We start from the raw sequence: 19732 nt of genomic DNA, 5'->3' as shown, positions 1-19732 counted from the left end.
CACTTGGCGGCGGACTTTCTTATCCGCTGGTGCAAGTGCTACACTGAGTCCAGCCTGTCGCCGGATACAGTGTTCGATGACAGTGGCCAGTGGAAGCGGCCGACTAATAATGAGAGGAGAGACCTGAATGGGAACCAGCCTACAGCCAGTGCATACGCTGTCTCCGGGCGCCAACCTGGGAGCTTACATCCAGACGGTCAGCAGCTTTGATGTGCTGTCCGCCGAGGAAGAAAAGCGCCTGGCAGAGGACCTCTATTATCGCGAAGATATCAACGCCGCACGACAACTCGTCATGTCCCACCTGCGCTTTGTCGTGCATATTGCCAAGTCCTATTCCGGCTATGGCCTCAACCAGTCTGACCTGGTGCAGGAAGGCAATGTTGGGCTGATGAAGGCGGTAAAGCGCTTCAACCCGGAAAAAGGGGTGCGCCTAGTCTCCTTTGCGGTTCACTGGATCAAAGCGGAAATTCACGAATTTATTCTGCGCAACTGGCGTATCGTGAAGATTGCCACCACCAAGGCGCAGCGCAAACTGTTCTTTAACCTGCGTGGACAAAAGAAGAAGTTGGCTTGGCTCAGTAACGCTGAAGCCAAGGCTGTGGCAAAAGATTTGAACGTGGATGTCGCCCAGGTCCAAGAAATGGAGGGTCGCCTCGCCGCCCACGATGCTGCATTCGATGCGGGAGTGGATGACGATGACGACACCGCCTGGCAGGCGCCGGCGCACTACCTGGAGGACCGCAGTTTCGACCCGGCGGCACAGCTGGAGCGTGATAACTGGCAGGAAACCAACTTCAACAGCCTAACGATGGCTATGGAACAGCTCGATGAGCGCAGCCGCGATATTATACAGGCGCGCTGGTTGACCGAGGAAAAGTCCACTCTGCATGAGCTGGCAGACAAGTATGGCGTTTCCGCCGAGCGTATTCGCCAGTTGGAAAAGAACGCCATGAAAAAAGTGCGCGCGGCCATGGAGGCCTGATTTCGCCCACTGGCAGTTCGGAAAAAAACCGCGCAGTAGCGCGGTTTTTTTATTTCTGTAATGACCGGCCCGCTGCATGCCCAGGGCACTAGAAGAGAGACGATTCATGGCCAAAGTTTATCTGTTGCTCGCCGCGCTGTTTGGCGCCAGCGGCGTTGCCCTCGGTGCTTTTGGCGCCCACGGGTTGCGCGGTAAGGTAACCGACTCGCTGCTGGAGGCCTATAAGACCGGAGTGCAATATCAGATGATTCACGCCCTGGCATTGCTGGGTGTAGCACTACTCATACAGAGTTGGGGTGACCGTTTGTCGCTGACCTTGAGTGGCGCTTTCTTCGTATTTGGCCTGGTATTCTTTTCTGGCAGCCTCTATGCGCTCGCTCTGGGTGGGCCGCGTTGGCTGGGGCCAATTACACCAATAGGCGGGTTACTGATGATCGCCGGCTGGGTGGCGCTTTTTATCGCTGCCGCCAGCACCTCCAGATAGCTGGGCAATGGCCCGCCTGAATTTGATTGATAGAAAACCGTTTCGCATAAGAGGTCGCGAACAATGCAAGACGAATCCGCGGAAGAGTTTCCCTACCGCACCGAATACAAAAAAAAATCTATCCGCAGCTACGTGATTCGTGCGGGGCGGATGACCGAGGGGCAGCGCCGCGCCTTTGATACCTATTGGGTGCAGTATGGGCTGTCGCTCTTCGACGGCCCCTTGAATCCACTCGAAGCCTTTGGCCGCGAGGCCCCACTCGCGCTGGAAATCGGTTTTGGGATGGGTGACTCCCTGCTCGCCATGGCACAGGCGGAGCCCGACAAGAACTTTATCGGCATTGAAGTTCACCCCCCCGGAGTCGGTAGGCTCATTAATAACGCCGGTAAAGCCGGGGTTGAGAACCTGAAGATCTATATGGCCGATGCGGTAGATGTTCTGAATGACTGTATTGGCGACGCCACTCTGGACAGGTTCCAGCTGTATTTTCCCGACCCCTGGCATAAAAAAAAGCACCATAAGCGCCGTATCGTACAGGCGGAATTTGTGCGCCTAATCTGCAGCAAACTGAAAACAGGTGGTGCGATGCATATGGCAACGGACTGGCAGAACTACGCCGAGCATATGCTGGAGGTATTGCAGGCGGAGCCGTTACTGGAGAATACATCTTCCACTAACGATTATGTTGAACGCCCTGAGTGGCGCCCGGAAACAAAATTTGAGCGCCGCGGCCAGCGCCTAGGACATGGCGTTTGGGATCTTGTCTACCGCCGTCGGCCGGGAGAGGCCAGCATACTGGAGCCTGTCGAGGTCACAGCCAAGGATTCAGACACCCCGGTATCCGAGGCCGAGTAGTGCCCCAGTTACCGAGAGATAGTTATCCGACCAATTAATTGGTTTACGAATTAGTGCGATACAGGGGGGTGCAGCGGCCGGTCACCGGCCGGCTGTGCCCAATGGGGGGTCGCTTTAAACGTATTGCTGCCAGTTCCTCTTAAAAGCTTCCCAGCGTTGTTTGTCGGCGCTGATGCGGATATTTCTGACTGAATTTTCGTTGTAGTACATCCAATCAGACAGCACGATATTGCTCTGACTGCCGGCATAGTAGCGCATGCGGAAACGGCGAATATATTGATTGGGGATTGCCATAAAGGCCACTTCACGGCCGGGAGTGACATTGGCGACCTCTACACATTCATGCCCGCTCTTATCGAACTCATAGATAAATCCGGCGATGGCCTTATCCAGTTTGTCGGTATGGTGCAAGTAGTAGTAGCGCACGGGACAATAGGTCTTATTATGCCAGGCAAAGCGTGCTACCACGTTGGCGTTGTTGGTACTGGATATAACCTGGCAGGAAGCGCCGCTACCGAGATGGGGGTCATGCCGATGGCTGTTGTCCATTTTTGGGAAAAAGCCCCCGGATTGCCATAGCATCTGCGGCGGTCGAGTATCGCCACGATACAGGCGTCCCGGCGTCATATGCAGATTAAATCCCGAACGGCTAAAACGGTATCGATAGAGATTGAACGGGACATCGTTGTGGTTTTGTATATTACCCAGTGCCAGGGGTTCTGATAGCGCGGCCTCACTGGCCTGGCGATACCAACAATAAGCGCCACCCAGCAGTGTGGTAACGGCTGTCTGACGCCGCTGTATTCCATTCGAGTGGAGCTGTTGCACGGGGTTGGAGGGGTTGAACCCGGTCAGCCAGGTGTACATTGACTCAACTAGGCTCTGGGATACATTGGATATACGGGTGTAATCCAAGGTCTGGATCTGTGCGGCCTGATTTACCAGTTGATCGATGCGCGTTAGTCCATCTTTACTGCGGCTGTATTTCCAACTGCAGCTGGAGTCGCGCAGAAAATCGGTGGCATATTCCCGAATTGTTTTTGGTGGGCGGCATGAGGTTTGTATAAGCTCGGGTCTTACCAGGTTTCTTACGTAGTTATCGATGTTTGGCGCCAGCATCGGTGATCTCTCCGCTATTTATAGGTATCTTTTTTATTTCCCGTCTATGATTTTCATATTGGGCGCGGCATTAAATAGGAGTTTTGTCGGAAAGTGCAGAACAAATAACACAAATATAATCAAATAAATTTGGCTTTTATGCAGTTCATAAAGTGAATAAAAATTGATAGTGGGGGATGATTTAAAAAGGAATTCCGGTGTCATCAATGGGAAAGCGCCACAGCCCCCTTCCAACCCTCTGCAGTGTTACATTTCTTCTTGTTGTTAGTAGTGTTGAAGTGTCTGCAGATTTTGTCGGAACATTAAATCTCTATGCCAATGGCGGCAAACACTGGTTTAACAGTGATCGTTTAAATGGAACGCCTTTTTATGGGCTAACTCTTCAGGATACGACCGGTGGTGGCGGTGGCCTGGGATTCAATATGACCAACTATTGGGCGATGGAGGGCGTAGTAGATTACTTTGTGGTTGGGATAGAAGAAATTCCCGAAAAGGTCGAAGTATATAATTATCACCTGGACCTTCTTTATCAATTCGGTGGACAGTTTTGCGGAGATTTTTGCTGGCAACCCTATGTGGCCTTCGGGGTAGGGGAGATACGTATCAATTATGATGACGCGCCAAAAAAACATTATAAAGATGAGGATGGCAAGTATCGCTACGACTGTGAGTATAAATATCGGCACGACTATAAATATCCCGATGGCCACTACTACCCTAAGTATGTTTGCAATTGGCATGATCGCCAAACCATGATCAATCTCGGCCTGGGAGTAAAGTACAGTCTCGGGCCCCGCTGGCAAGCCCGTGCAGATGTGCGTCTATTTCAAGGGGTAGATGAAGGGGGATTGGATGGCTTTGCTAGTGTTGCGATTGGTTATCAGTGGCTAGAGTACCCGGATTTTTGGTATGACGAAGATGCGGATAGTGTTATTGATGCCACCGATCAGTGTCCGCAGACACCGGTAGCGGTCGATGTTGGGCCCGATGGCTGCCCCATTGATTCAGATTTCGATGGCGTTCCCACTTATATTGATCAGTGTCCAAACACGCCAATTGGTATCGCCGTCGATGAATACGGGTGTATACGCAGGTAATTTGTGAGCTGTATAGGCGCTCTAAGAGCGCCGCTTCGCCGGGCGGGAAAGGGGCTGTAGAAACGGCAAGGGCCGACAACGGTTAAAATTACTCTCCGCGCAGTTGCTCCAATTGTTCGGAAATCTCCAACCACTCCATTTCCAAAAGGTCGAGAATTTCGCGCTGCTCGGACTGTTCTTTATTGAGGCGTTCAATCTCTTCTTGTTGACCTCCGCTATAGAGTTGTTCGTCAGCAAGTTTGCTCTGGACCTGTTGAAGTCTTTCTTCAGCTGCAGTTATTTTGCGCTCGATATTTTTTAACTTATTTGTTAAAGGTTTTAACTGATCACGCAGTGCGGCTGCGGCGCGGCGCTGAGCTTTTTTATCCTCGGTGGGTTTTCCCGGGTTCTCACCGACGTCCACCGACTTCTCTTCGCGACGTTTCTCGCGATTAAAACCCAGCAGCCATTGCTTGTAGTCGTTGAGATCACCGCTATAGGGTTCGGCGCGGCCGTTGGCGACGAGAATAAATTCATCGGCGGTGTTGGCGAGTAGGTGGCGATCATGGGATACCAAAATGACAGCGCCGGGAAACTCTGCCAGTGCCATGGTCAGGGCGTGACGCATTTCCAGATCGAGGTGGTTGGTGGGTTCATCAAGCAGTAAAAGATTGGGTTTCTGCCAGGCCAGAATGGCCAAGGCCAGTCGTGCCTTCTCCCCTCCGGAAAAGCCTGCCACCGTTTCAAACACTCGGTCCCCGATAAAGCCATAGCCGCCGAGAAAATCGCGCAGAGATTGCTCACTGGCCTCGGGGCTCAACCGCTGCAGGTGCAGCATAGGGGAGGCTTTTCTGTCGAGGGCCTCCAGCTGGTGCTGGGCAAAATACCCGATTGCCAGATGCTCACCGCACAGACGTTCGCCGCCTAAGGGCTCAAGCTCACCGGCGAGCGTTTTGATCAGTGACGACTTACCAGCGCCGTTGGGACCGAGCAGGCCGATACGACGACCGGGTTGAATACCCAACTGTACTTTCTTTACAACCACTTTCTCGGCATAGCCGATATCGGCTTCGCGCAGGTCGATCAGCGGGTTGGACGTTTTCTCAGCAGATGGCAGAGTGAAGTGAAAGGGTGAGTCCACATGGGCCGGGGCGATCTGGGCCATGCGGTCTAGTGCTTTCAAACGGCTTTGAGCCTGCTTCGCCTTGCTGGCTTTGGCGCGGAAGCGTCGCACAAAATCCTCCATGTGCGAGCGCTCAACTTGTTGCTTCTCGTATTGTATTTGCTGCTGTGCCAGGCGCTCGGCGCGGGTGCGCTCGAAGGCGCTGTAATTGCCACTGTAGAGTACAAGCTTTTGTTGCTCGAAACTGACAATACCGTCGACCACCGCATCGAGAAAATCACGGTCGTGGGAAATAATTAGCAAAGTGCCGGGAAAGCGTTGCAGCCATTGCTCCAGCCACAGGGTGGCATCGAGATCCAAGTGATTAGTGGGCTCGTCTAAGAGCATCAGGTCAGCGGGACACATTAGCGCCCGGGCGAGATTGAGGCGTATGCGCCAGCCCCCGGAAAAACTACGCACTGGGCGCTGTTGCTCGGCATGGGAGAAACCGAGCCCATCGAGGAGCTGTGCTGCGCGCGCAGGCCCGCTGTAGCCATCGATATTTGCCATATGCTCGTGCAGCTCAGCAAGCTTGTGCCCATCAGACTCGCCACTGCTCTCCGCCTGTGCCAGTTGTTCTTGCAGCTGGCGCAGTTCTCGATCGCCATCGAGCACGTAGTCGAGGGCCGACTGCTCGCTGGCTTCGACCTCCTGGGCCATATGGGCAATCCGCCAACCACTGGGTATATCCACCTGCCCGGCGTCGCTCTCAAGTTGGCCGAGCAGCAGCTTGAAAAGTGTTGACTTGCCGCAGCCATTCGCGCCGATGATTCCCACTTTATGGCCGGGGAAGATACGGCAGTCCGCACCATTTAATAGGTCGCGTTCACCCCGATGCAGGGAGACACCTTGCAAATTGATCACTGGAAAAACCTCTTATGAACAGGCCGATGAGTGCTAGGCTATTCGACGTATTTGAACGCAATGGCCGTCGCTGTAACGCGCCGATCCGCAAAAGGTCTGGATTCTAACGTGACAGATAACGCACCTCCATCCTCTTCCCAGGAAAACCCGCTGTGGCAATTCAGTTTGGACTTCTATCGGCATGAAGGGGTCGAGGCCTTCCTGCTCGACTGCCAGGACGAAAAGGGGGCCGATGTGTGCCTAATGCTGTGGGCCAGTTACGCCACCGTATGCGGCCATCAGTTGAGTGAAGAGGGCTGGAGGGTGGCCGATCGCGGTCTGGCACCGCGCAGGCGTATGATTATCACTGTGCGTCATCTGCGTCGTCTGATGGGGCGGTTGCGCCCACATACTTTGCGGGTGTATGAAATGTGTAAGCGCTACGAGCTGAATCTGGAGCGCTTGCAGTTGGCGGCGCTGTGGAAAATCTGTATGGAGGAGTGGCCGGGGGACCGACCGGCCCTGCAGCTTGCGGGCCAGCAGTATGGGTTGTTACAAAAAGAGCTGGGCCATTGGGCACACCTGATCGAGGGTTTTATGGCCTCGGCTGAAAACCCCGATGCGGTTTAAGTGCGCGTACAAATAATTCACAGTCAGGGCTTGGGGTGAAAGTAAAGATTGTTTTAGTGCAGATTGCGCTTAATACCGCTGCTGAGCGGGTAAGCGGCAATAAGATTCCAGGGCGGGTTAGTTTTCCCTTCCGTCTTTTTCGTCTCTCGTCACGCTGTGGAGAGAATTCTGAACGGGCGATAGTGTCTCTGAAATAAAAGGGCGCAGGTCGGTTGAATATGCCGACCTGCGCCCTTTTTTTCAAACGGCGTTCACCGACCTGGCAACATTGGGTGCCGGCTGGAGGCGTAGCGCCTAGTCTCCACGGTGCCTCTCTGTGGAAAACAGGCTGTTGGCCGGTGTGGCCGGGGTAATGGTGGGTGCTTGATCAAGGGGCTTTTGTTGTTCGTCGGAAGCCTGGTCCTTTGTTTCTACTGAAGGCTGGGCCTGGATGACAGTTTCACTGGGCTCAGCCTGCTTGGATTTTTCCTCTTGTGAGCTTGGCGCCTGGGCGTTTGCCTGCTCAGGTTTAACGGTTTGCAAAGGTTTTTCAGGTGTTTTTGTGGCGGCCTGCTTAGCGGCGGGTTTTGTCTCTTTTTGTGTTTTCGCGGGTGCCGCTTTTGCAGAGGTCTTTTCTGCTGCTTTGACCGCCGTTTTCTTCGGGGCCTTAGTGGCGCTGGCCTTTTTCTTAACGACCTTCTTCTCTGTGGTTTTTTCGGCCGTAGGTTTTTTTGTGGACTTTGTAGCAGCTGCCTTTAGGGATTTGCCACTACTTTTTGTTGTGGCTTTTTTGGGCGCAGAGACTTTTCTCGCTTTAGGTTGAGCTTTGAGCAGCGCCTTCTCCGCTTTGGCTGCAGTCTTGCGAATAGACTCCGCAGCTTTCAATTCGGCTTTAGCCTTGGCCTGTATGTATTTCGCATCGGCGAGGACCTGCTTGGCTTGTTGGAGTGCTTCGCTAAATTTTTCAACGTTGCTTTTGGCTGTCTCCACACGCTTTTGGTTTGCAGCGGTCTTGGTAATTTTGGCTTTTGCGTGGGCCTCACTCAGTTTGGCTTTGGCCTTGGTCTGCTTGTCTTTTGCCGAGGTCAGGGTTTTTTCGGCTTTGAGTACCGCTTTGCCGGCATCGGCGACTTGCTTATTGCGGGCTTTGTCTAATTTTGCGGTGAGTTTGGAAATTTGTGCTTCCAGCTCTGCGACCAGATTGACAGCTTTTTGTTTGGCAGCCATGAGTAAATGTCCTGACGTTTATTATCGATTGGCACTTCCGGGCGGTGCGCTTATCTTCCTTAAATACGATGGATACCGTTCTAACTAGAGATCTGCGCACTGTCCCAAACTGAAAAGCACCTCAAACAGTCTGAAACAATAACCGGTTACTGGCCGATAATAGCGCTGTTTTTATAAAAAATGTATGCCGTGAACAGCGAAAAAAGCACTGGCTGCGTATTTTTTACAGTGTGACAGGAACCTGCATGGGGAATGTGGTGTCCTGCACAGTGTGCGCGTCACCAGTATGCACTTGGAGTCGCCTTAGGTTAGACTTGAGCGCACTAGCGGAAACCCTGCACCTAGGTGGCTTAGGGCCTATACAGAGCTGCTTGAGATACCGCTGATGGCGTTGGACCAAGGTCAAGCGCGAATCTATAAACGCAATACGGACAAAGAGACAACACCCATGAATAAATACCCTTTGGCTGCAGCAATTGCCCTCGGCCTGGCGCTGACCGGCTGTAACGAACAGGGACAGAAGCAAGAAAAAGAAGTTGCTCTGGACACTCAAGAGAAGAAGGTCAGCTATATCATTGCCGAAGATATGGCCAAGCGCCTTCAGGCTCAGGATGTAAAGCTGGACCCTAAAGTGGTCATGATGGCACTGAATGATGTTTCTAGTGGCCGCGAAACTCGCTTGTCCGAAGAAGAGAAGCAGCAGACTATTACCGCTTTCCAGGAGCAGATGCAGAAGAAGCAGCAGGAAATGCTGGCCGAGCAGGAGAAAGAATTTAAAGAGAGCGCCGATAAAAACCTGCAGGAAGGTAAGACGTTCCTCGAAGAAAATGCTAAAAAGGACGGTGTGATCACCACCGATTCTGGCCTGCAGTACAAAGTGATTAAAGAAGGTTCCGGCAGCAAGCCGAGTGACAGCAGCACCGTTGAGGTGGACTACAAGGGTACTTTGATCAATGGTGAGGAGTTTGATAGCTCTTACGCGCGTGGCGAGCCGGTCCAGTTCCCGGTCAACGGCGTTATCAAAGGTTGGACTGAGGCTTTGCAGCTGATGAAAGAAGGCTCCAAGTGGGAACTTTATATTCCCTCTGAGCTGGCTTATGGACCCGGTGGTGCAGGCGGCAAGATTGGCCCCAATGCCACCCTGATTTTTGAGGTGGAGCTGCATAAAGCCAATGTCGCTGGCGAAGCAGGCACCGAGAAAAAAGAAGAAAAGAAAGAAGAAGCCAAATCTGAATAATCTGACTTTTCAGACTTTGCTGAAAAAAAGGGCGCCTGTAGGGCGCCCTTTTTTATTTTGCAGCTACATGAATTCGCGGGTTAATTATTGAATTAAATCATTTTTGATTATTAACCGGGCCATAAAATGACTGAACACTCACCATAATTTATGGCTACTCACTACCGCAAAGAGACGAGGGGCTAGGTCTGCTAGTCAGGCAAAACTAGTAGAAACGGATTGGGCCTATCTAAGCTAAACCGTTTTGTGTGCGGTGTGTAACAGAGCGATCATTGAATCTTCGGAGCTAAAGCGGGTTTCCAGTGCCTCTCCCAATTCGGAGAGATCCGGCGCCAGGCTGGATAGATCATCCGTTTCCAGATATTTATCGTTGAAGTCTACGGCGATGTCCGTGGTTGTATCAATATCCCGGTAGAGTTCACAGGCTTTTTGCAGACCGGATTTATCATCAAAGGCTTGGCCTTCGCGCATAAGCTGCTCATACACCTCAAAATGACCGGCGGACACATAGTCCACCAGCAGCTGACATAACTGGCGCACCCGGTCTTCGGTCTCGGGGTCATCTTCACTAAATTCTTTTTTTTCGGAAAGGTGGTAGAAGCTTACCAGCAGGTTTTGTCGCGATTGAAGCCAGCGGTCAATAATCTCGCTGACACCACCCCAGCGCTCACGCGCCGACTTACAATTTTCCAGCATCGCCAAGATGTCCTTTTGTTACGGTTGCCACAGCGGCAGCGTATTGCCGATCTCGAAGGCCCTAAGGAAGATAGGAGATTCCCCCGCCTGCGGCAAGGAGGAAAGCGCATAGTACGCCAGAATACTGTGACTGACGTGGGAATTCCGCAGCCGGTGCTGACAGGCGCCTTAAGCCCCGATAATTAGTGGCAATATCAATGCACTCAAGGCGCCACAAAGCCCCATGGCGAGGGCGGCGCAAGCGCCACAGAGAGCGCTTATTTCCAGTGCTCGCGCTGTGCCCACGGCGTGCGCATTGATACCGAGTACCACGCCGAGAATGCGGTCGTCGCGTATTCCCAGGCCGCGCAAAAGCGGCGGTCCTGCCAGCGCTCCGACCACACCGGTGAACACCACAATGCCGGCAGTCAGACTGAGTGCTGCATGGATCTTCTCGGCGAGTGCCAGTGCAATCGGTGTGGTAATGGATTTTCCACTGAGGGCGAGCAAAACAGATTCCCCGGCCCCCAATAGGAAGGCGATTACTACGGCTATCGCTGGCGCCAACAGGGCCCCCACCACAATGGTGACCAGCAGTGGCCAGCCGGCGCGGCGAATGATGGCCAGGTTTTGTTTTAATGGTATGGCCAGTGCCACCACGGCGGGGCCGAGCAGTGCGTAGAGGAGTGCGCTAGAACTCTGATAGTCCCGGTAGGGGATATCCAGGGCATACAATATTGCGAATACCAGCAAGCTCGCGGTCACTATCGGGTGTAGCAGTACCGTGCCGCTGCGCCGATACAACAGGACACCGAGCCAGAACGCGATAATACTTAACGGCAGGGCAAACAGCGGGCTGTGTAGCAGGTCAACGATCATGTGCTGCCCCAGTTTTTCTGAGTAGCCGGCGCAGTAACAGTGCACACAGAGTGATACTGATCAGGGTGCCCACAGTAATCGCGGCGAGCAGTGCGAACCAATCGGGCAGGGTGAGATTGCGCAGGAAGAAGACACCAGTGGCAGCAGGCAAAAACAGTAACGGCAACAAGAACAGCAGCTGCGAGCTGACTTTTGCCAAACCGCGGGGCACGCCGCCATAGATCATCAGGCCAACCAGCAGCAGTAGCATGCCCACTACGGAGCCTGGTATTGGCAGAGCGAGAACGTCAGTAATCAGGCTGCCGATACACTCGCAGGCAAGCAGGGTTGCGATACCGAGCAACCATTGGATGACATTGCGCAAGATCGGCGTTTTCATTGGGGAGGGCAACCTGCAGAGCCGCCGCTGGGTATCCAGTTTTTATCGGGCTTTACGGAATGCCTGCCAACCGCCAAATAAGATCAGCCCGGCAAAGCCAATGGCCGACCAACCGGGGATACTGAGCCCCATCATGGTCCATTGTACTTCGGCGCAATTCCCGTCACCGGTGAGCAGCGCCTTGAGTACATCGGCCATGGGAAAGGCTTCCAGCATATAGCTGACGCTGGGGCCGCAGGCGGGCACCTGGCCCTCCGGCAAACTTTGCAGCCACAGCTGTCGCCCGGCAAAATAGAGCCCTCCCAGTGCCCAGATAGAAACCAACAGCCCGTAGACACGTCGACCAATGGTGGCGGGGTTGTGTAGGAAAGCAACCAGGGAGATGAGCCCAATACCGAGTAGCATCACCCGCTGAGTAATGCACAGCTTACAGGGCTCCAAGCCGCGAGCGTACTCCAGATAAAAGGCGGAGCCGAGCAGAAAAGCGACGATTAGAAAGACCAACAGAAAGGTTGTGCGCGGATTGGGTAAAGTCATGGTTTATCGGATCCTGAATAGTGCTGCCGAAACCGTAGGGCTTCGAGATTCAAGTCGGTTAATAATTTATTAAAGTTGTGTTCCAGATTTTCCCGCCCGCTACTGAGTTCAGGCAGTATCTCCTGTAGCGCAACCGGCCGGCGCAGGCGCTGCCCCACCCGCTCCAGGGTGAGGCCAATCACTCGCTCCTCGCGGTAACTCTGCAGCAATTTTATTTGCTCGGCGCGCGCCATAAATGCTTTCGCATGCGGCGGAATATACCGGCTGTGGCCGCGAAAGTCTCTCCAGCATTGCTCACAAAATTCTTCCAGGCTCAGCGGGTGCCACTTCTGCCAGTCTTGCGCCAATAGGTGGTCGAACCAGATATCCAGAGCGATACCGGCGTAGCGGCGCCATGCTGGGTCCAACTGTGCCAGGGCATCGCGGTAGGCTGCATTGTTATCGGTGCTGGCATCGATGCGACGGTGCAGCTTGATACCCGCCTCGATCGTTGCCGGTCGCTCTCCCTTTAGCGGGCCTTTGACGAAGTCGCCCAGGAGCCCGCCCAGGCGCCAGCGGGCATCCGGGCCGGAGAGTAGCAGGTGGGCGAGATAGTTCATTCGCTCGATCCAGAAGGGCCCGGCAGGGGCCCTGGGCCGGTGGTCAGTTATGCCAGCATTAGTCCTGGCAACACATATATTGTGCGTAATAGTGGCTGAGAAACGCTTCGAAGGAACCTGTATCTTCCGCTTCCACCTGCTTCTGCTTGAGCAGCGACTCCTCCGCTTCGCGTGAGAAGCCGCGGACCGAGTCGCTATCGAGGGGGCGCTCGAGAAAATAACGGCGGTGTTGCTCGGCTTTCTGCATGGCCCAATGGTAAAAGTTCAGGTTTTGCTCCTGCATTTCTGCCAGCATCTGCTGAGCCGGAGTGGCAACTTCCCCTTTGACCTTGCCCCGCTGTACACCGACGGCACCGCGGTACTGGTCGCCGCCCCAAGCGCTGTCGAGCAGTTCGGCGACAGTGTCTATTTCTCCGAGTAGCTGAAAGGCCCACTCTTTCAGTTCACGCTCGTCGCCATTGCAGCGCAGTTTTAGGTCGGGTTCATGGCCGCGATAAACAATGCGCTGCTGGTTTTCCTGGGTTGTGCGGTAATCGGCTTCGTCGGTCTCGGGGCTGTCTGTGAGCAGGCAGTGCAGCAGGAAGCTGTCGATAAAACGCATCTGTTGTGCATCGATACCCAGCGGCATAAAGGGATTGAGGTCGAGACAGCGGACCTCGATATATTCAACCCCGCGGTTATTCAGCGCGGCCAGGGCGGTTTCGCCGCGCTTGGCTGGGTTTTTTGGCCGGATCGGCGAGTAAAACTCATTTTCGATTTGCAGCACGCCGGGGGAGAGTTGCTGGTACTTCCCTTCGCTGTCTTTTACCCCGAGTTCCCGGTAGGGGCCATAGGGTCGGCTGATGGCCGAGCACAGGGTGGACAGGTAGCTGCGCAGATTGTTGTAGCAAACGACAAGTGATTGCTGCACCTCGCTGTTGTACCCCAGGTCGCCCATGCGCAGTGAGGTGGCATGGGGGGCGTGCAGAGTGTGGCCATCGTCGTTAAAGGCTTCGAGCTTGTGCTGGCGCCCCTCCACAAAGGAAGAGCACACTGCGGGTGCGGCCCCGAACAGGTAGATTAGCAGCCAGTAATTGCGACGGAAATTGCGGATCAGGTCGAAGTAGCGTCGCGTTTTGAATTCACACAGGGCTTCGCTGCTGCCCTCGAGCTCGTGCAGGTACAACCAGAAGGCATCGGGCAGAGAAAAGTTGTAGTGGATGCCGGCGATCGTCTGCATGGCGCGGCCGTAGCGCAGGCCGAGCCCCAGGCGGTAAATGGTTTTCATGGTGCCGCTGTGGGAATTGCCGTAGCGGGCCACTGGGATATCGCTGTCGGTGCCGATAACACAGGGCATACTGTTAACCCACAGGCGCTCGTCCCCGATCTGGCTGTAGGTATAGCGATGAATACGGTCGAGAATTCGCAGGGCTTCTTCTGGGGTCGCCACCGGCGGCGTAATAAACTCCAGCAAAGCCTCGGAAAAATCGGTGGTGATACTTTCGTGGGTTAGTGCCGAGCCCAGTGTCTGCGCATGAGGCGTCTGCGCCAGGGTGCCGTCGTTGGCAACACGCAGGCTCTCTTTTTCTAGGCCGCGGCGTATGCCCTTGAGCAGTTGCACAGGCTCGGCCTGGGACAGGGCGGCGAGATGGGGAATAGGCACTCGAATCTCCTTGGTACTACCGGAACTCTCTTTTTCTGTCGCGCTTGGGCGACTTGTGCCGGTGCTGAAAGAATCCCCGCTCAGGCGGCTGATTCCGATTCCGATTTGTGCTCGCCGGGTTGTGCGGGCGTTTCTTCCGGGGCTTGTTGTGGCGCGACCTCTGGTGCCTGCTCTGGGGCCACTTCAGGTTCCGCCTGCGGCTCCAGCTCGGGGTTATCCTGCGCGGGCATTTCTTCCGGTGCGGGGGGCGCAACTTCGGGATCCCCCGAAGCCGCGGAAGGATCGGCCAGGGCCTCTTCCGGGATCAGCGGCTGGGCCTTTGTGTTCAGTGCACACCGGAGTAATTCGATGCGCAGGCTGACATCACGTGTATTGGCCTCGAACATCTGATTGATGGCGACATCCTTAAATTCGCTGCGAAACAGTTTATTGGGCTCACGGCCGTCGAGCCATTCGCCGCTTTTGCTCAGGAATTGCTGGTGCTGGTTGGTCAGCACGTACACGTGACTCATTATGTTGGGCAACTTTGATGCTGTGACAGAAAGGCAGTTTAGCGACGGGTGCTGTGCGGCTCAAGAAGTCTGTGGGGACGAACGCGGCAAACGCACGTCCCGGAGGGATAAGGCGGGTTCCCTAGAGTGTTTTCAGTGGGTAGTGATCGGGATAGGGAAGTCGTGCACAGCCGCTGTCCACCGCTGCGCGCGCCACCGCTGAGGCCACTTCCGGCAGCAGGCGGGGGTCTGTGGGCTTGGGCAGGATATAGTTTGAGCCAAAGCTCAGTTCCACACCGCCGTAGCCCTCGCGCACCGAATCCGGCACCGGCAGGCGGGCGATTTTGCGGATGGCTTCAATCGCGGCCAGTTTCATGTCCTCGTTGATACGCGCAGCGCGCACATCCAGTGCGCCGCGAAAAATAAAGGGGAAACACAGGACATTATTGACTTGGTTGGGGTAATCGGAGCGCCCGGTGGCCATGATCAGATCGTCGCGTACACTGTGGGCCAGTTCCGGTTTGATCTCCGGATTTGGGTTCGAACAGGCGAATACCACCGGTTTCGGTGCCATGCGTTGCAGTTGTTCGGCGGAGAGGAGATCCGGACCGGACACGCCGAGAAATACGTCGGCGCCGTGGATTGCGTCGTCGAGGGTGCGCATATCGGTATCCCGCGCCCACTCGCCCTTGTAGGCGTTGATATCGGTGCGCCCAGAGTGAATCACGCCACGACTGTCGAGCATGGTGATCTGCTCCTTGCGCGCCCCGGCGGCCAGCAGCAGCTTACAGCAGGCGGTGGCGGCGGCGCCGGCGCCCAGGCACACCATATGGACTTCGCTGATCTTTTTGCTCTGGATCTCCAGGGCGTTGAGCATACCGGCGACCGTTACAATCGCGGTGCCGTGCTGGTCGTCGTGGAATACCGGCACCGGGCAGCGCTCAATCAGCGCTTCTTCAATATGGAAGCATTCCGGCGCTTTGATGTCTTCGAGATTGATACCGCCAAAGGTATTGGCGATGGCGGCAACCGTCTGAATAAACTGCTCTGGGCTGTTGACGTCCACCTCGATATCCACCGAGTTGATGTCGGCGAAGCGCTTGAACAGTAGCGATTTACCCTCCATCACCGGTTTGGAGGCCAGTGGACCCAAGTTGCCGAGGCCGAGGATGGCGCTGCCGTTAGAGATTACCGCCACCAGGTTGCCCTTGCCGGTATACAGGTAGGCCGACTCCGGGTCCTTGGCAATTTCACGCACCGGCTCTGCCACGCCAGGGCTATATGCCAGAGACAGGTCTTCCTGGGTTTCGGCGGCGGTGGTCAGCTCAACTGAAAGTTTGCCGGGACTGGGGAGCGCGTGGTAATCGAGCGCTGCCTGGCGCAATGAATCCGTCATTTGGGGGCTGTTCTCTCGAAAACTGGGGGTGACACTTAAGGTGTCATCCGGGTTACTGCGGGTCTCAGAGAATAACCGAGGGTCACTTGCTGCCACAAGCGCACACTGGGGATGGAACTGCCACCTATTACTATTTTGCCCTTAATATTTGGCTAATTTCAGGATGATCAGTCGCGAGAAAAGCTATTTTAAGGATATTTTTACTGCCCATAACGAATATATTAAGCGATACAAATCGATTTTACCCCATTGAACTATCGCGGTGCAGAGAGGGGAATTTGGGGTATAAAAAAAGGCACCGAGGGATTCCTGGGTGCCTTTTGCGAGACGCCGCAGCGTCTCGATATTCGGATTACTTGCTGATGCGGCTGCCAAAACGCTTCTTGAAGCGGTCCACACGTCCACCGGTAGTCGCTTGCTTTTGCTTGCCGGTGTAGAACGGGTGGCACTGGGAGCAGACGTCGATCTGCAGGTCTTTGCCCAGGGTGGAGCGAGTTTTGACGACATTGCCACAGGAGCAAGTGGCATTGATGTCGGTGTAGTTAGGATGGATATCTGCTTTCATGATTGCCTCTTTCCGAAACCGCCACTCGATCTTTTGCCGGGCACGGCATCGTCGTTGGAGCAGGAACCGGATTGGTTCCAGGCTGATTAAAAAGTCGGCGCATACTATCAGATTAGCGCCGGGGTTCAAGCCCAAATGCCGTGCTCCGGTGCTGCCGCTAGCTTGCCGAGGAGATGAGTGGTTGCAGGGGCTGTAGGTGTTTGTGCAGTGCCTCACGTCCCGCCCCTGTGAGGTGGTAGCAGGCGATGGGCTTGCGCTCGACAAAATCTTTGCGCCGGGCGATGTAACCCCGCTCATCCAGACGTCGTAGCTGTGCGACTAGATGGCCATCGGTTGCCTGTAGCTGATTCTTAAAACGGGAAAAGCTGATTTCTTCGTACTTGGCCAGCATCATACAGATTGCGAGGCGCACCCGGTGCTCGAGTACTGGGTTTAACGCATTAAGGGCTTTCTAGGAGCTTTCATCGCGATGCTCCGCTACCCTGCTTGGCCGCTGTGCCAAGCCTGTCCACAGAAGTCCGAAGCCGATCACCAAACCGGCCAGGACCCAGGCATAAGGAGGTTTCAGTAAAAGGATCAGCGGGTAACTGGCTAGCATCAACTGAGTTTTTCTCTATCGGTCATAACGTTCATCCTTGTCGAATTGAGTAACTCTAAATAAGAGTGGGCAACTAAATTTGGCGCTCTCTGTACCTCGCTGTGTCAGCCAGTACACTAGCGCCCTTTATGTAAGGCGGTTTATGGGGGCGGGGTGCAACAGACGGTAGAACAGAAGGTCATCTTACGGCTGGCGGTACCGGTGCCGTTGCGGCGTCTCTTCGACTATTTGCCTCCAGAGGGCCTCGACCCGACTGAATTACAGTCCGGCCAGCGTCTGTGGGTGCCCTTCGCCGGGCGCAAACTGGTGGCGGTGCTGGTGGATATGGTGCGGGAATCTCCACACGCCAAGCTGAAGCCGGCGGAAGCGTTGATCGACGGAAGCGCCCTGTTTGCCGAGCGCGACCGCAAATTCCTGAACTGGATCGCCGACTACTATCAAGCGCCGGTGGGGGAGGTCTACGCCGCTGCCCTACCCGCTGCATTGCGCAAGGGCAAGCCCGCGGATCACTGGGCCGAGCAGTGGTTGCGGCTCACCACCGAGGGCAAGGGCTTGCCGGAATCGGCACTGGCGCGGGCACCGAAACAGCAGGCGCTACTGCAGCAGCTACTGCGCGGAGGCGAGCAGAGCCGCACCCACCTGAAGGCCCAGGGCCATACCCCGGCCGTGATCCGCGCGCTGCAGGAGCGCCATCTGGTGGAGTGGGTCTCTGGACCCACGGTGCCACCGCCACTGCCGGCGGCGGAGGCCACTGTGCCGCCGTCGCTGAATAGTGAACAGCAACAGGTGCTCGATACGCTGGAGTGCAGCCATTTTTCCGCCACCTTGCTGGAGGGCACCACCGGTAGTGGCAAGACTGAGATCTACCTGCGTTTAATAGAGCGGGTGTTGGCCGAGGGACGCCAAGCTTTGCTACTGGTGCCGGAAATCGGTCTCACCCCGCAGACCTTGCGACGTATCGCCGCGCGCTTTCCCGAGCGCAGTATTGCCGCCCTGCACTCGGGCTTGGGCGAGGGGGAGCGCGCGCAATCCTGGCTCGCCGCGGCTGGAGGTCAGGCGGATATTGTGATCGGCACCCGCTCGGCGATTATGACGCCGTTGCCGAGGCTCGGCGTGGTGATGGTGGATGAAGAGCACGACGCCTCTTTTAAGCAGCAGGATGGCGTGCGCTACTCGGCCCGCGATCTCGCGGTGGTGCTGGCGCGCAATAGCGATGTGCCGGTGCTGCTGGGTTCCGCCACACCCTCCCTGGAAACTCTGCACAATGCGCTCAGCGGTCGCTATCAGCATCTGCGTATGCGCCAGCGCGCCGGCGATGCGCGCCCACCGCAGATTCATGTGGTGCCCACCCTGCGCGAACCCCTTGAGGAGGGATTTGCGCCACAGGTGTTGCGCCATATCGGCGATACCCTGGCGCGAGGTGAGCAGGTGCTGGTGTTTATCAATCGGCGTGGCTTTGCGCCGGCACTCAATTGCGATGACTGCGGTTGGATCGCCGACTGCCCGCACTGTTCCAGCAAACTCACCATGCACCGGCGCCAACGCCAGTTGCGCTGTCACCACTGCGACTATCGCCGCCCTCTGGTAGACAGCTGCCCGCAGTGCCACAGTCGCTCCATCTCCGCTCTGGGAGGCGGGACCGAACGCAGCGAAGAATTGCTGGTTCGGCGTTTTGCCGACTACCCGGTAATTCGGGTCGATAGAGATACCACCGCTACCAAGCAGGCCCTGGACCGATTGTTGGCACCGGCCCGCGATGGCGAGCCCTGCCTGCTACTGGGTACTCAGATGCTGGCCAAGGGACACCACCTGCCGAGAGTGACCCTGGTGGTGATCCAAGATGCTGACGGCGGCCTATTCAGCGCAGACTTTCGCGCTCCCGAGCGCACCGGTCAGCTACTGGAGCAGGTGGCGGGCCGAGCCGGGCGCGGCAGCTTAAGCGGCCGGGTGCTGGTGCAGAGCCGCTTCCCCGAGCACCCGTTGCTACAGATGCTGTTGGAAAAAGGTTACGGCACTTTTGCGCGCCAACTGCTGCGTGATCGTGCGGTGGCGCAGCTGCCCCCGATCCACGCGATGGCTCTGGTACGCGCTGAGTGTGAGGAACCGGCCTGGGCGGAGGAGTTCCTGCAGAACGCACGCCTGTTTATGCAATCACTGGTGCCGCCCTCCCCCGAGTTGCAGTACCTGGGGCCTGTGCCGGCGCTGCTGGAGCGCAAGTCGGGGCGCTACCGTTTTTATGTGCAGGTAACTGCCCAGAATCGCGCCCAGTTGCAACCCTTGTTGGCCCGGGTGTGCGCCTGGGCCGAGGGCAATAAGAATCGGCGTCTGCGCTGGGCAGTGGATATGGATGCACAGGAATTGTCGTGAATTTTGCAGG

Annotated in this window: 20 protein-coding genes; 7 read left to right on the top strand and 13 right to left on the bottom strand. The window is 55.7% G+C overall.

The features are described 5' to 3' along the window. Window positions 1–127 precede the first annotated feature (127 nt). The 3 genes from rpoH (at window position 128) to trmB (ending at window position 2321) form a co-directional block, all read left to right on the top strand. A complete protein-coding gene (rpoH, locus tag ACCI51_RS12375; protein ID WP_371843825.1) occupies window positions 128–982 on the top strand; it encodes an RNA polymerase sigma factor RpoH in 855 nt (284 codons plus the stop codon). A 106-nt stretch (window positions 983–1088) separates the two neighbouring features. Then, window positions 1089–1466, top strand: coding sequence for a DUF423 domain-containing protein (locus ACCI51_RS12370; protein WP_299585207.1), 378 nt, complete (start codon window positions 1089–1091; stop codon window positions 1464–1466). Window positions 1467–1529: 63 nt separating this feature from the next. Beyond that, window positions 1530–2321, top strand: coding sequence for a tRNA (guanosine(46)-N7)-methyltransferase TrmB (gene trmB / locus ACCI51_RS12365; protein WP_371843823.1), 792 nt, complete (start codon window positions 1530–1532; stop codon window positions 2319–2321). A gap of 114 nt (window positions 2322–2435) precedes the next feature. Here trmB and ACCI51_RS12360 read toward each other — a convergent pair whose 3' ends face one another. Then, a complete protein-coding gene (locus ACCI51_RS12360; RefSeq protein ID WP_299585211.1) occupies window positions 2436–3440 on the bottom strand; it encodes a hypothetical protein in 1005 nt (334 codons plus the stop codon). Between the two features lie 206 nt (window positions 3441–3646). Between ACCI51_RS12360 and ACCI51_RS12355 the strand changes: the two genes are divergently transcribed. Further along, window positions 3647–4537: an outer membrane beta-barrel protein gene (locus ACCI51_RS12355; protein ID WP_299585302.1), complete on the top strand. Its 891-nt coding sequence runs from the start codon at window positions 3647–3649 to the stop codon at window positions 4535–4537. An 88-nt stretch (window positions 4538–4625) separates the two neighbouring features. On the opposite strand, the gene ACCI51_RS12350 is transcribed toward ACCI51_RS12355, so the two are convergent. Beyond that, the gene (locus ACCI51_RS12350; RefSeq protein WP_371843822.1) at window positions 4626–6542 is read right to left on the bottom strand and encodes an ABC-F family ATP-binding cassette domain-containing protein; all 1917 of its coding nucleotides are present in this window, start codon (window positions 6540–6542) and stop codon (window positions 4626–4628) included. 108 nt (window positions 6543–6650) lie between these two features. Here ACCI51_RS12350 and ACCI51_RS12345 point away from each other — a divergent pair, with 108 nt between their 5' ends. Further along, on the top strand, window positions 6651–7151 hold the full coding sequence (locus ACCI51_RS12345) for a TIGR02444 family protein (RefSeq protein ID WP_371843820.1): 501 nt from the start codon (window positions 6651–6653) through the stop codon (window positions 7149–7151). A 294-nt stretch (window positions 7152–7445) separates the two neighbouring features. Here the strand turns inward: ACCI51_RS12345 and ACCI51_RS12340 are convergent, their stop codons facing one another. Further along, complete coding sequence (locus ACCI51_RS12340) at window positions 7446–8357, bottom strand: hypothetical protein (protein ID WP_371843818.1); 912 nt, start codon at window positions 8355–8357, stop codon at window positions 7446–7448. A 448-nt stretch (window positions 8358–8805) separates the two neighbouring features. Between ACCI51_RS12340 and ACCI51_RS12335 the strand changes: the two genes are divergently transcribed. Continuing rightward, the gene (locus ACCI51_RS12335) at window positions 8806–9594 is read left to right on the top strand and encodes an FKBP-type peptidyl-prolyl cis-trans isomerase (protein ID WP_299585219.1); all 789 of its coding nucleotides are present in this window, start codon (window positions 8806–8808) and stop codon (window positions 9592–9594) included. 234 nt (window positions 9595–9828) lie between these two features. On the opposite strand, the gene rsd is transcribed toward ACCI51_RS12335, so the two are convergent. From rsd to ACCI51_RS12285, 10 genes are all read right to left on the bottom strand, one after another. Then, entirely contained in the window at window positions 9829–10290 is a 462-nt protein-coding gene (gene rsd, locus ACCI51_RS12330; protein WP_299585221.1) for a sigma D regulator, read from the bottom strand. A 168-nt stretch (window positions 10291–10458) separates the two neighbouring features. Then, a complete protein-coding gene (locus ACCI51_RS12325; RefSeq protein WP_371843816.1) occupies window positions 10459–11148 on the bottom strand; it encodes an LrgB family protein in 690 nt (229 codons plus the stop codon). Further along, window positions 11138–11527, bottom strand: coding sequence for a CidA/LrgA family protein (locus tag ACCI51_RS12320; protein ID WP_371843814.1), 390 nt, complete (start codon window positions 11525–11527; stop codon window positions 11138–11140). The genes ACCI51_RS12325 and ACCI51_RS12320 overlap by 11 nt, the downstream gene beginning before the upstream one ends. A 42-nt stretch (window positions 11528–11569) precedes the next feature. Continuing rightward, window positions 11570–12064, bottom strand: a complete 495-nt coding sequence (locus ACCI51_RS12315) for a disulfide bond formation protein B (protein WP_299585227.1) — start codon at window positions 12062–12064, stop codon at window positions 11570–11572. Continuing rightward, the gene (locus ACCI51_RS12310; protein WP_371843812.1) at window positions 12061–12663 is read right to left on the bottom strand and encodes an acyl carrier protein phosphodiesterase; all 603 of its coding nucleotides are present in this window, start codon (window positions 12661–12663) and stop codon (window positions 12061–12063) included. The genes ACCI51_RS12315 and ACCI51_RS12310 overlap by 4 nt, the downstream gene beginning before the upstream one ends. A gap of 58 nt (window positions 12664–12721) precedes the next feature. Then, window positions 12722–14305, bottom strand: coding sequence for a glutamate--cysteine ligase (gshA, locus tag ACCI51_RS12305; protein WP_371843811.1), 1584 nt, complete (start codon window positions 14303–14305; stop codon window positions 12722–12724). Between the two features lie 80 nt (window positions 14306–14385). Beyond that, the gene (locus tag ACCI51_RS12300) at window positions 14386–14817 is read right to left on the bottom strand and encodes a hypothetical protein (protein WP_371843809.1); all 432 of its coding nucleotides are present in this window, start codon (window positions 14815–14817) and stop codon (window positions 14386–14388) included. Between the two features lie 121 nt (window positions 14818–14938). Then, a complete protein-coding gene (locus ACCI51_RS12295) occupies window positions 14939–16192 on the bottom strand; it encodes a malic enzyme-like NAD(P)-binding protein (protein ID WP_371843807.1) in 1254 nt (417 codons plus the stop codon). A 352-nt stretch (window positions 16193–16544) separates the two neighbouring features. Then, window positions 16545–16757, bottom strand: a complete 213-nt coding sequence (gene rpmE, locus ACCI51_RS12290; RefSeq protein WP_299585237.1) for a 50S ribosomal protein L31 — start codon at window positions 16755–16757, stop codon at window positions 16545–16547. Window positions 16758–16914: 157 nt separating this feature from the next. After that, window positions 16915–17169, bottom strand: a complete 255-nt coding sequence (locus ACCI51_RS12285) for a transcriptional regulator (RefSeq protein ID WP_371843805.1) — start codon at window positions 17167–17169, stop codon at window positions 16915–16917. 339 nt (window positions 17170–17508) lie between these two features. Here ACCI51_RS12285 and ACCI51_RS12280 point away from each other — a divergent pair, with 339 nt between their 5' ends. Continuing rightward, window positions 17509–19722: a primosomal protein N' gene (locus ACCI51_RS12280; RefSeq protein WP_371843803.1), complete on the top strand. Its 2214-nt coding sequence runs from the start codon at window positions 17509–17511 to the stop codon at window positions 19720–19722. The last annotated feature ends 10 nt before the right edge of the window (window positions 19723–19732 follow it).

Origin of the sequence: Microbulbifer echini (assembly GCF_041447225.1) — a bacterium.
Taxonomy (GTDB): Bacteria; Pseudomonadota; Gammaproteobacteria; order Pseudomonadales; family Cellvibrionaceae; genus Microbulbifer; species Microbulbifer echini.
Note: the sequence above shows the minus strand (reverse complement) of the source record. Positions and strands in the feature narration are given on the sequence as shown.

Excerpts from the sequence above, each read along its gene's own strand:
- ACCI51_RS12315 (WP_299585227.1), bottom strand. The coding sequence starts at position 12,064 with ATGACTTTACCCAATCCGCGCACAACCTTTCTGTTGGTCTTTCTAATC.
- rsd (WP_299585221.1), bottom strand. The coding sequence starts at position 10,290 with ATGCTGGAAAATTGTAAGTCGGCGCGTGAGCGCTGGGGTGGTGTCAGC.
- ACCI51_RS12295 (WP_371843807.1), bottom strand. The coding sequence starts at position 16,192 with ATGACGGATTCATTGCGCCAGGCAGCGCTCGATTACCACGCGCTCCCC.
- ACCI51_RS12325 (WP_371843816.1), bottom strand. The coding sequence starts at position 11,148 with ATGATCGTTGACCTGCTACACAGCCCGCTGTTTGCCCTGCCGTTAAGT.
- ACCI51_RS12370 (WP_299585207.1), top strand. The coding sequence starts at position 1,089 with ATGGCCAAAGTTTATCTGTTGCTCGCCGCGCTGTTTGGCGCCAGCGGC.
- ACCI51_RS12310 (WP_371843812.1), bottom strand. The coding sequence starts at position 12,663 with ATGAACTATCTCGCCCACCTGCTACTCTCCGGCCCGGATGCCCGCTGG.
- ACCI51_RS12355 (WP_299585302.1), top strand. The coding sequence starts at position 3,647 with ATGGGAAAGCGCCACAGCCCCCTTCCAACCCTCTGCAGTGTTACATTT.
- rpoH (WP_371843825.1), top strand. The coding sequence starts at position 128 with ATGGGAACCAGCCTACAGCCAGTGCATACGCTGTCTCCGGGCGCCAAC.
- ACCI51_RS12320 (WP_371843814.1), bottom strand. The coding sequence starts at position 11,527 with ATGAAAACGCCGATCTTGCGCAATGTCATCCAATGGTTGCTCGGTATC.
- ACCI51_RS12335 (WP_299585219.1), top strand. The coding sequence starts at position 8,806 with ATGAATAAATACCCTTTGGCTGCAGCAATTGCCCTCGGCCTGGCGCTG.
- rpmE (WP_299585237.1), bottom strand. The coding sequence starts at position 16,757 with ATGAAAGCAGATATCCATCCTAACTACACCGACATCAATGCCACTTGC.
- ACCI51_RS12360 (WP_299585211.1), bottom strand. The coding sequence starts at position 3,440 with ATGCTGGCGCCAAACATCGATAACTACGTAAGAAACCTGGTAAGACCC.
- trmB (WP_371843823.1), top strand. The coding sequence starts at position 1,530 with ATGCAAGACGAATCCGCGGAAGAGTTTCCCTACCGCACCGAATACAAA.
- ACCI51_RS12300 (WP_371843809.1), bottom strand. The coding sequence starts at position 14,817 with ATGAGTCACGTGTACGTGCTGACCAACCAGCACCAGCAATTCCTGAGC.
- ACCI51_RS12340 (WP_371843818.1), bottom strand. The coding sequence starts at position 8,357 with ATGGCTGCCAAACAAAAAGCTGTCAATCTGGTCGCAGAGCTGGAAGCA.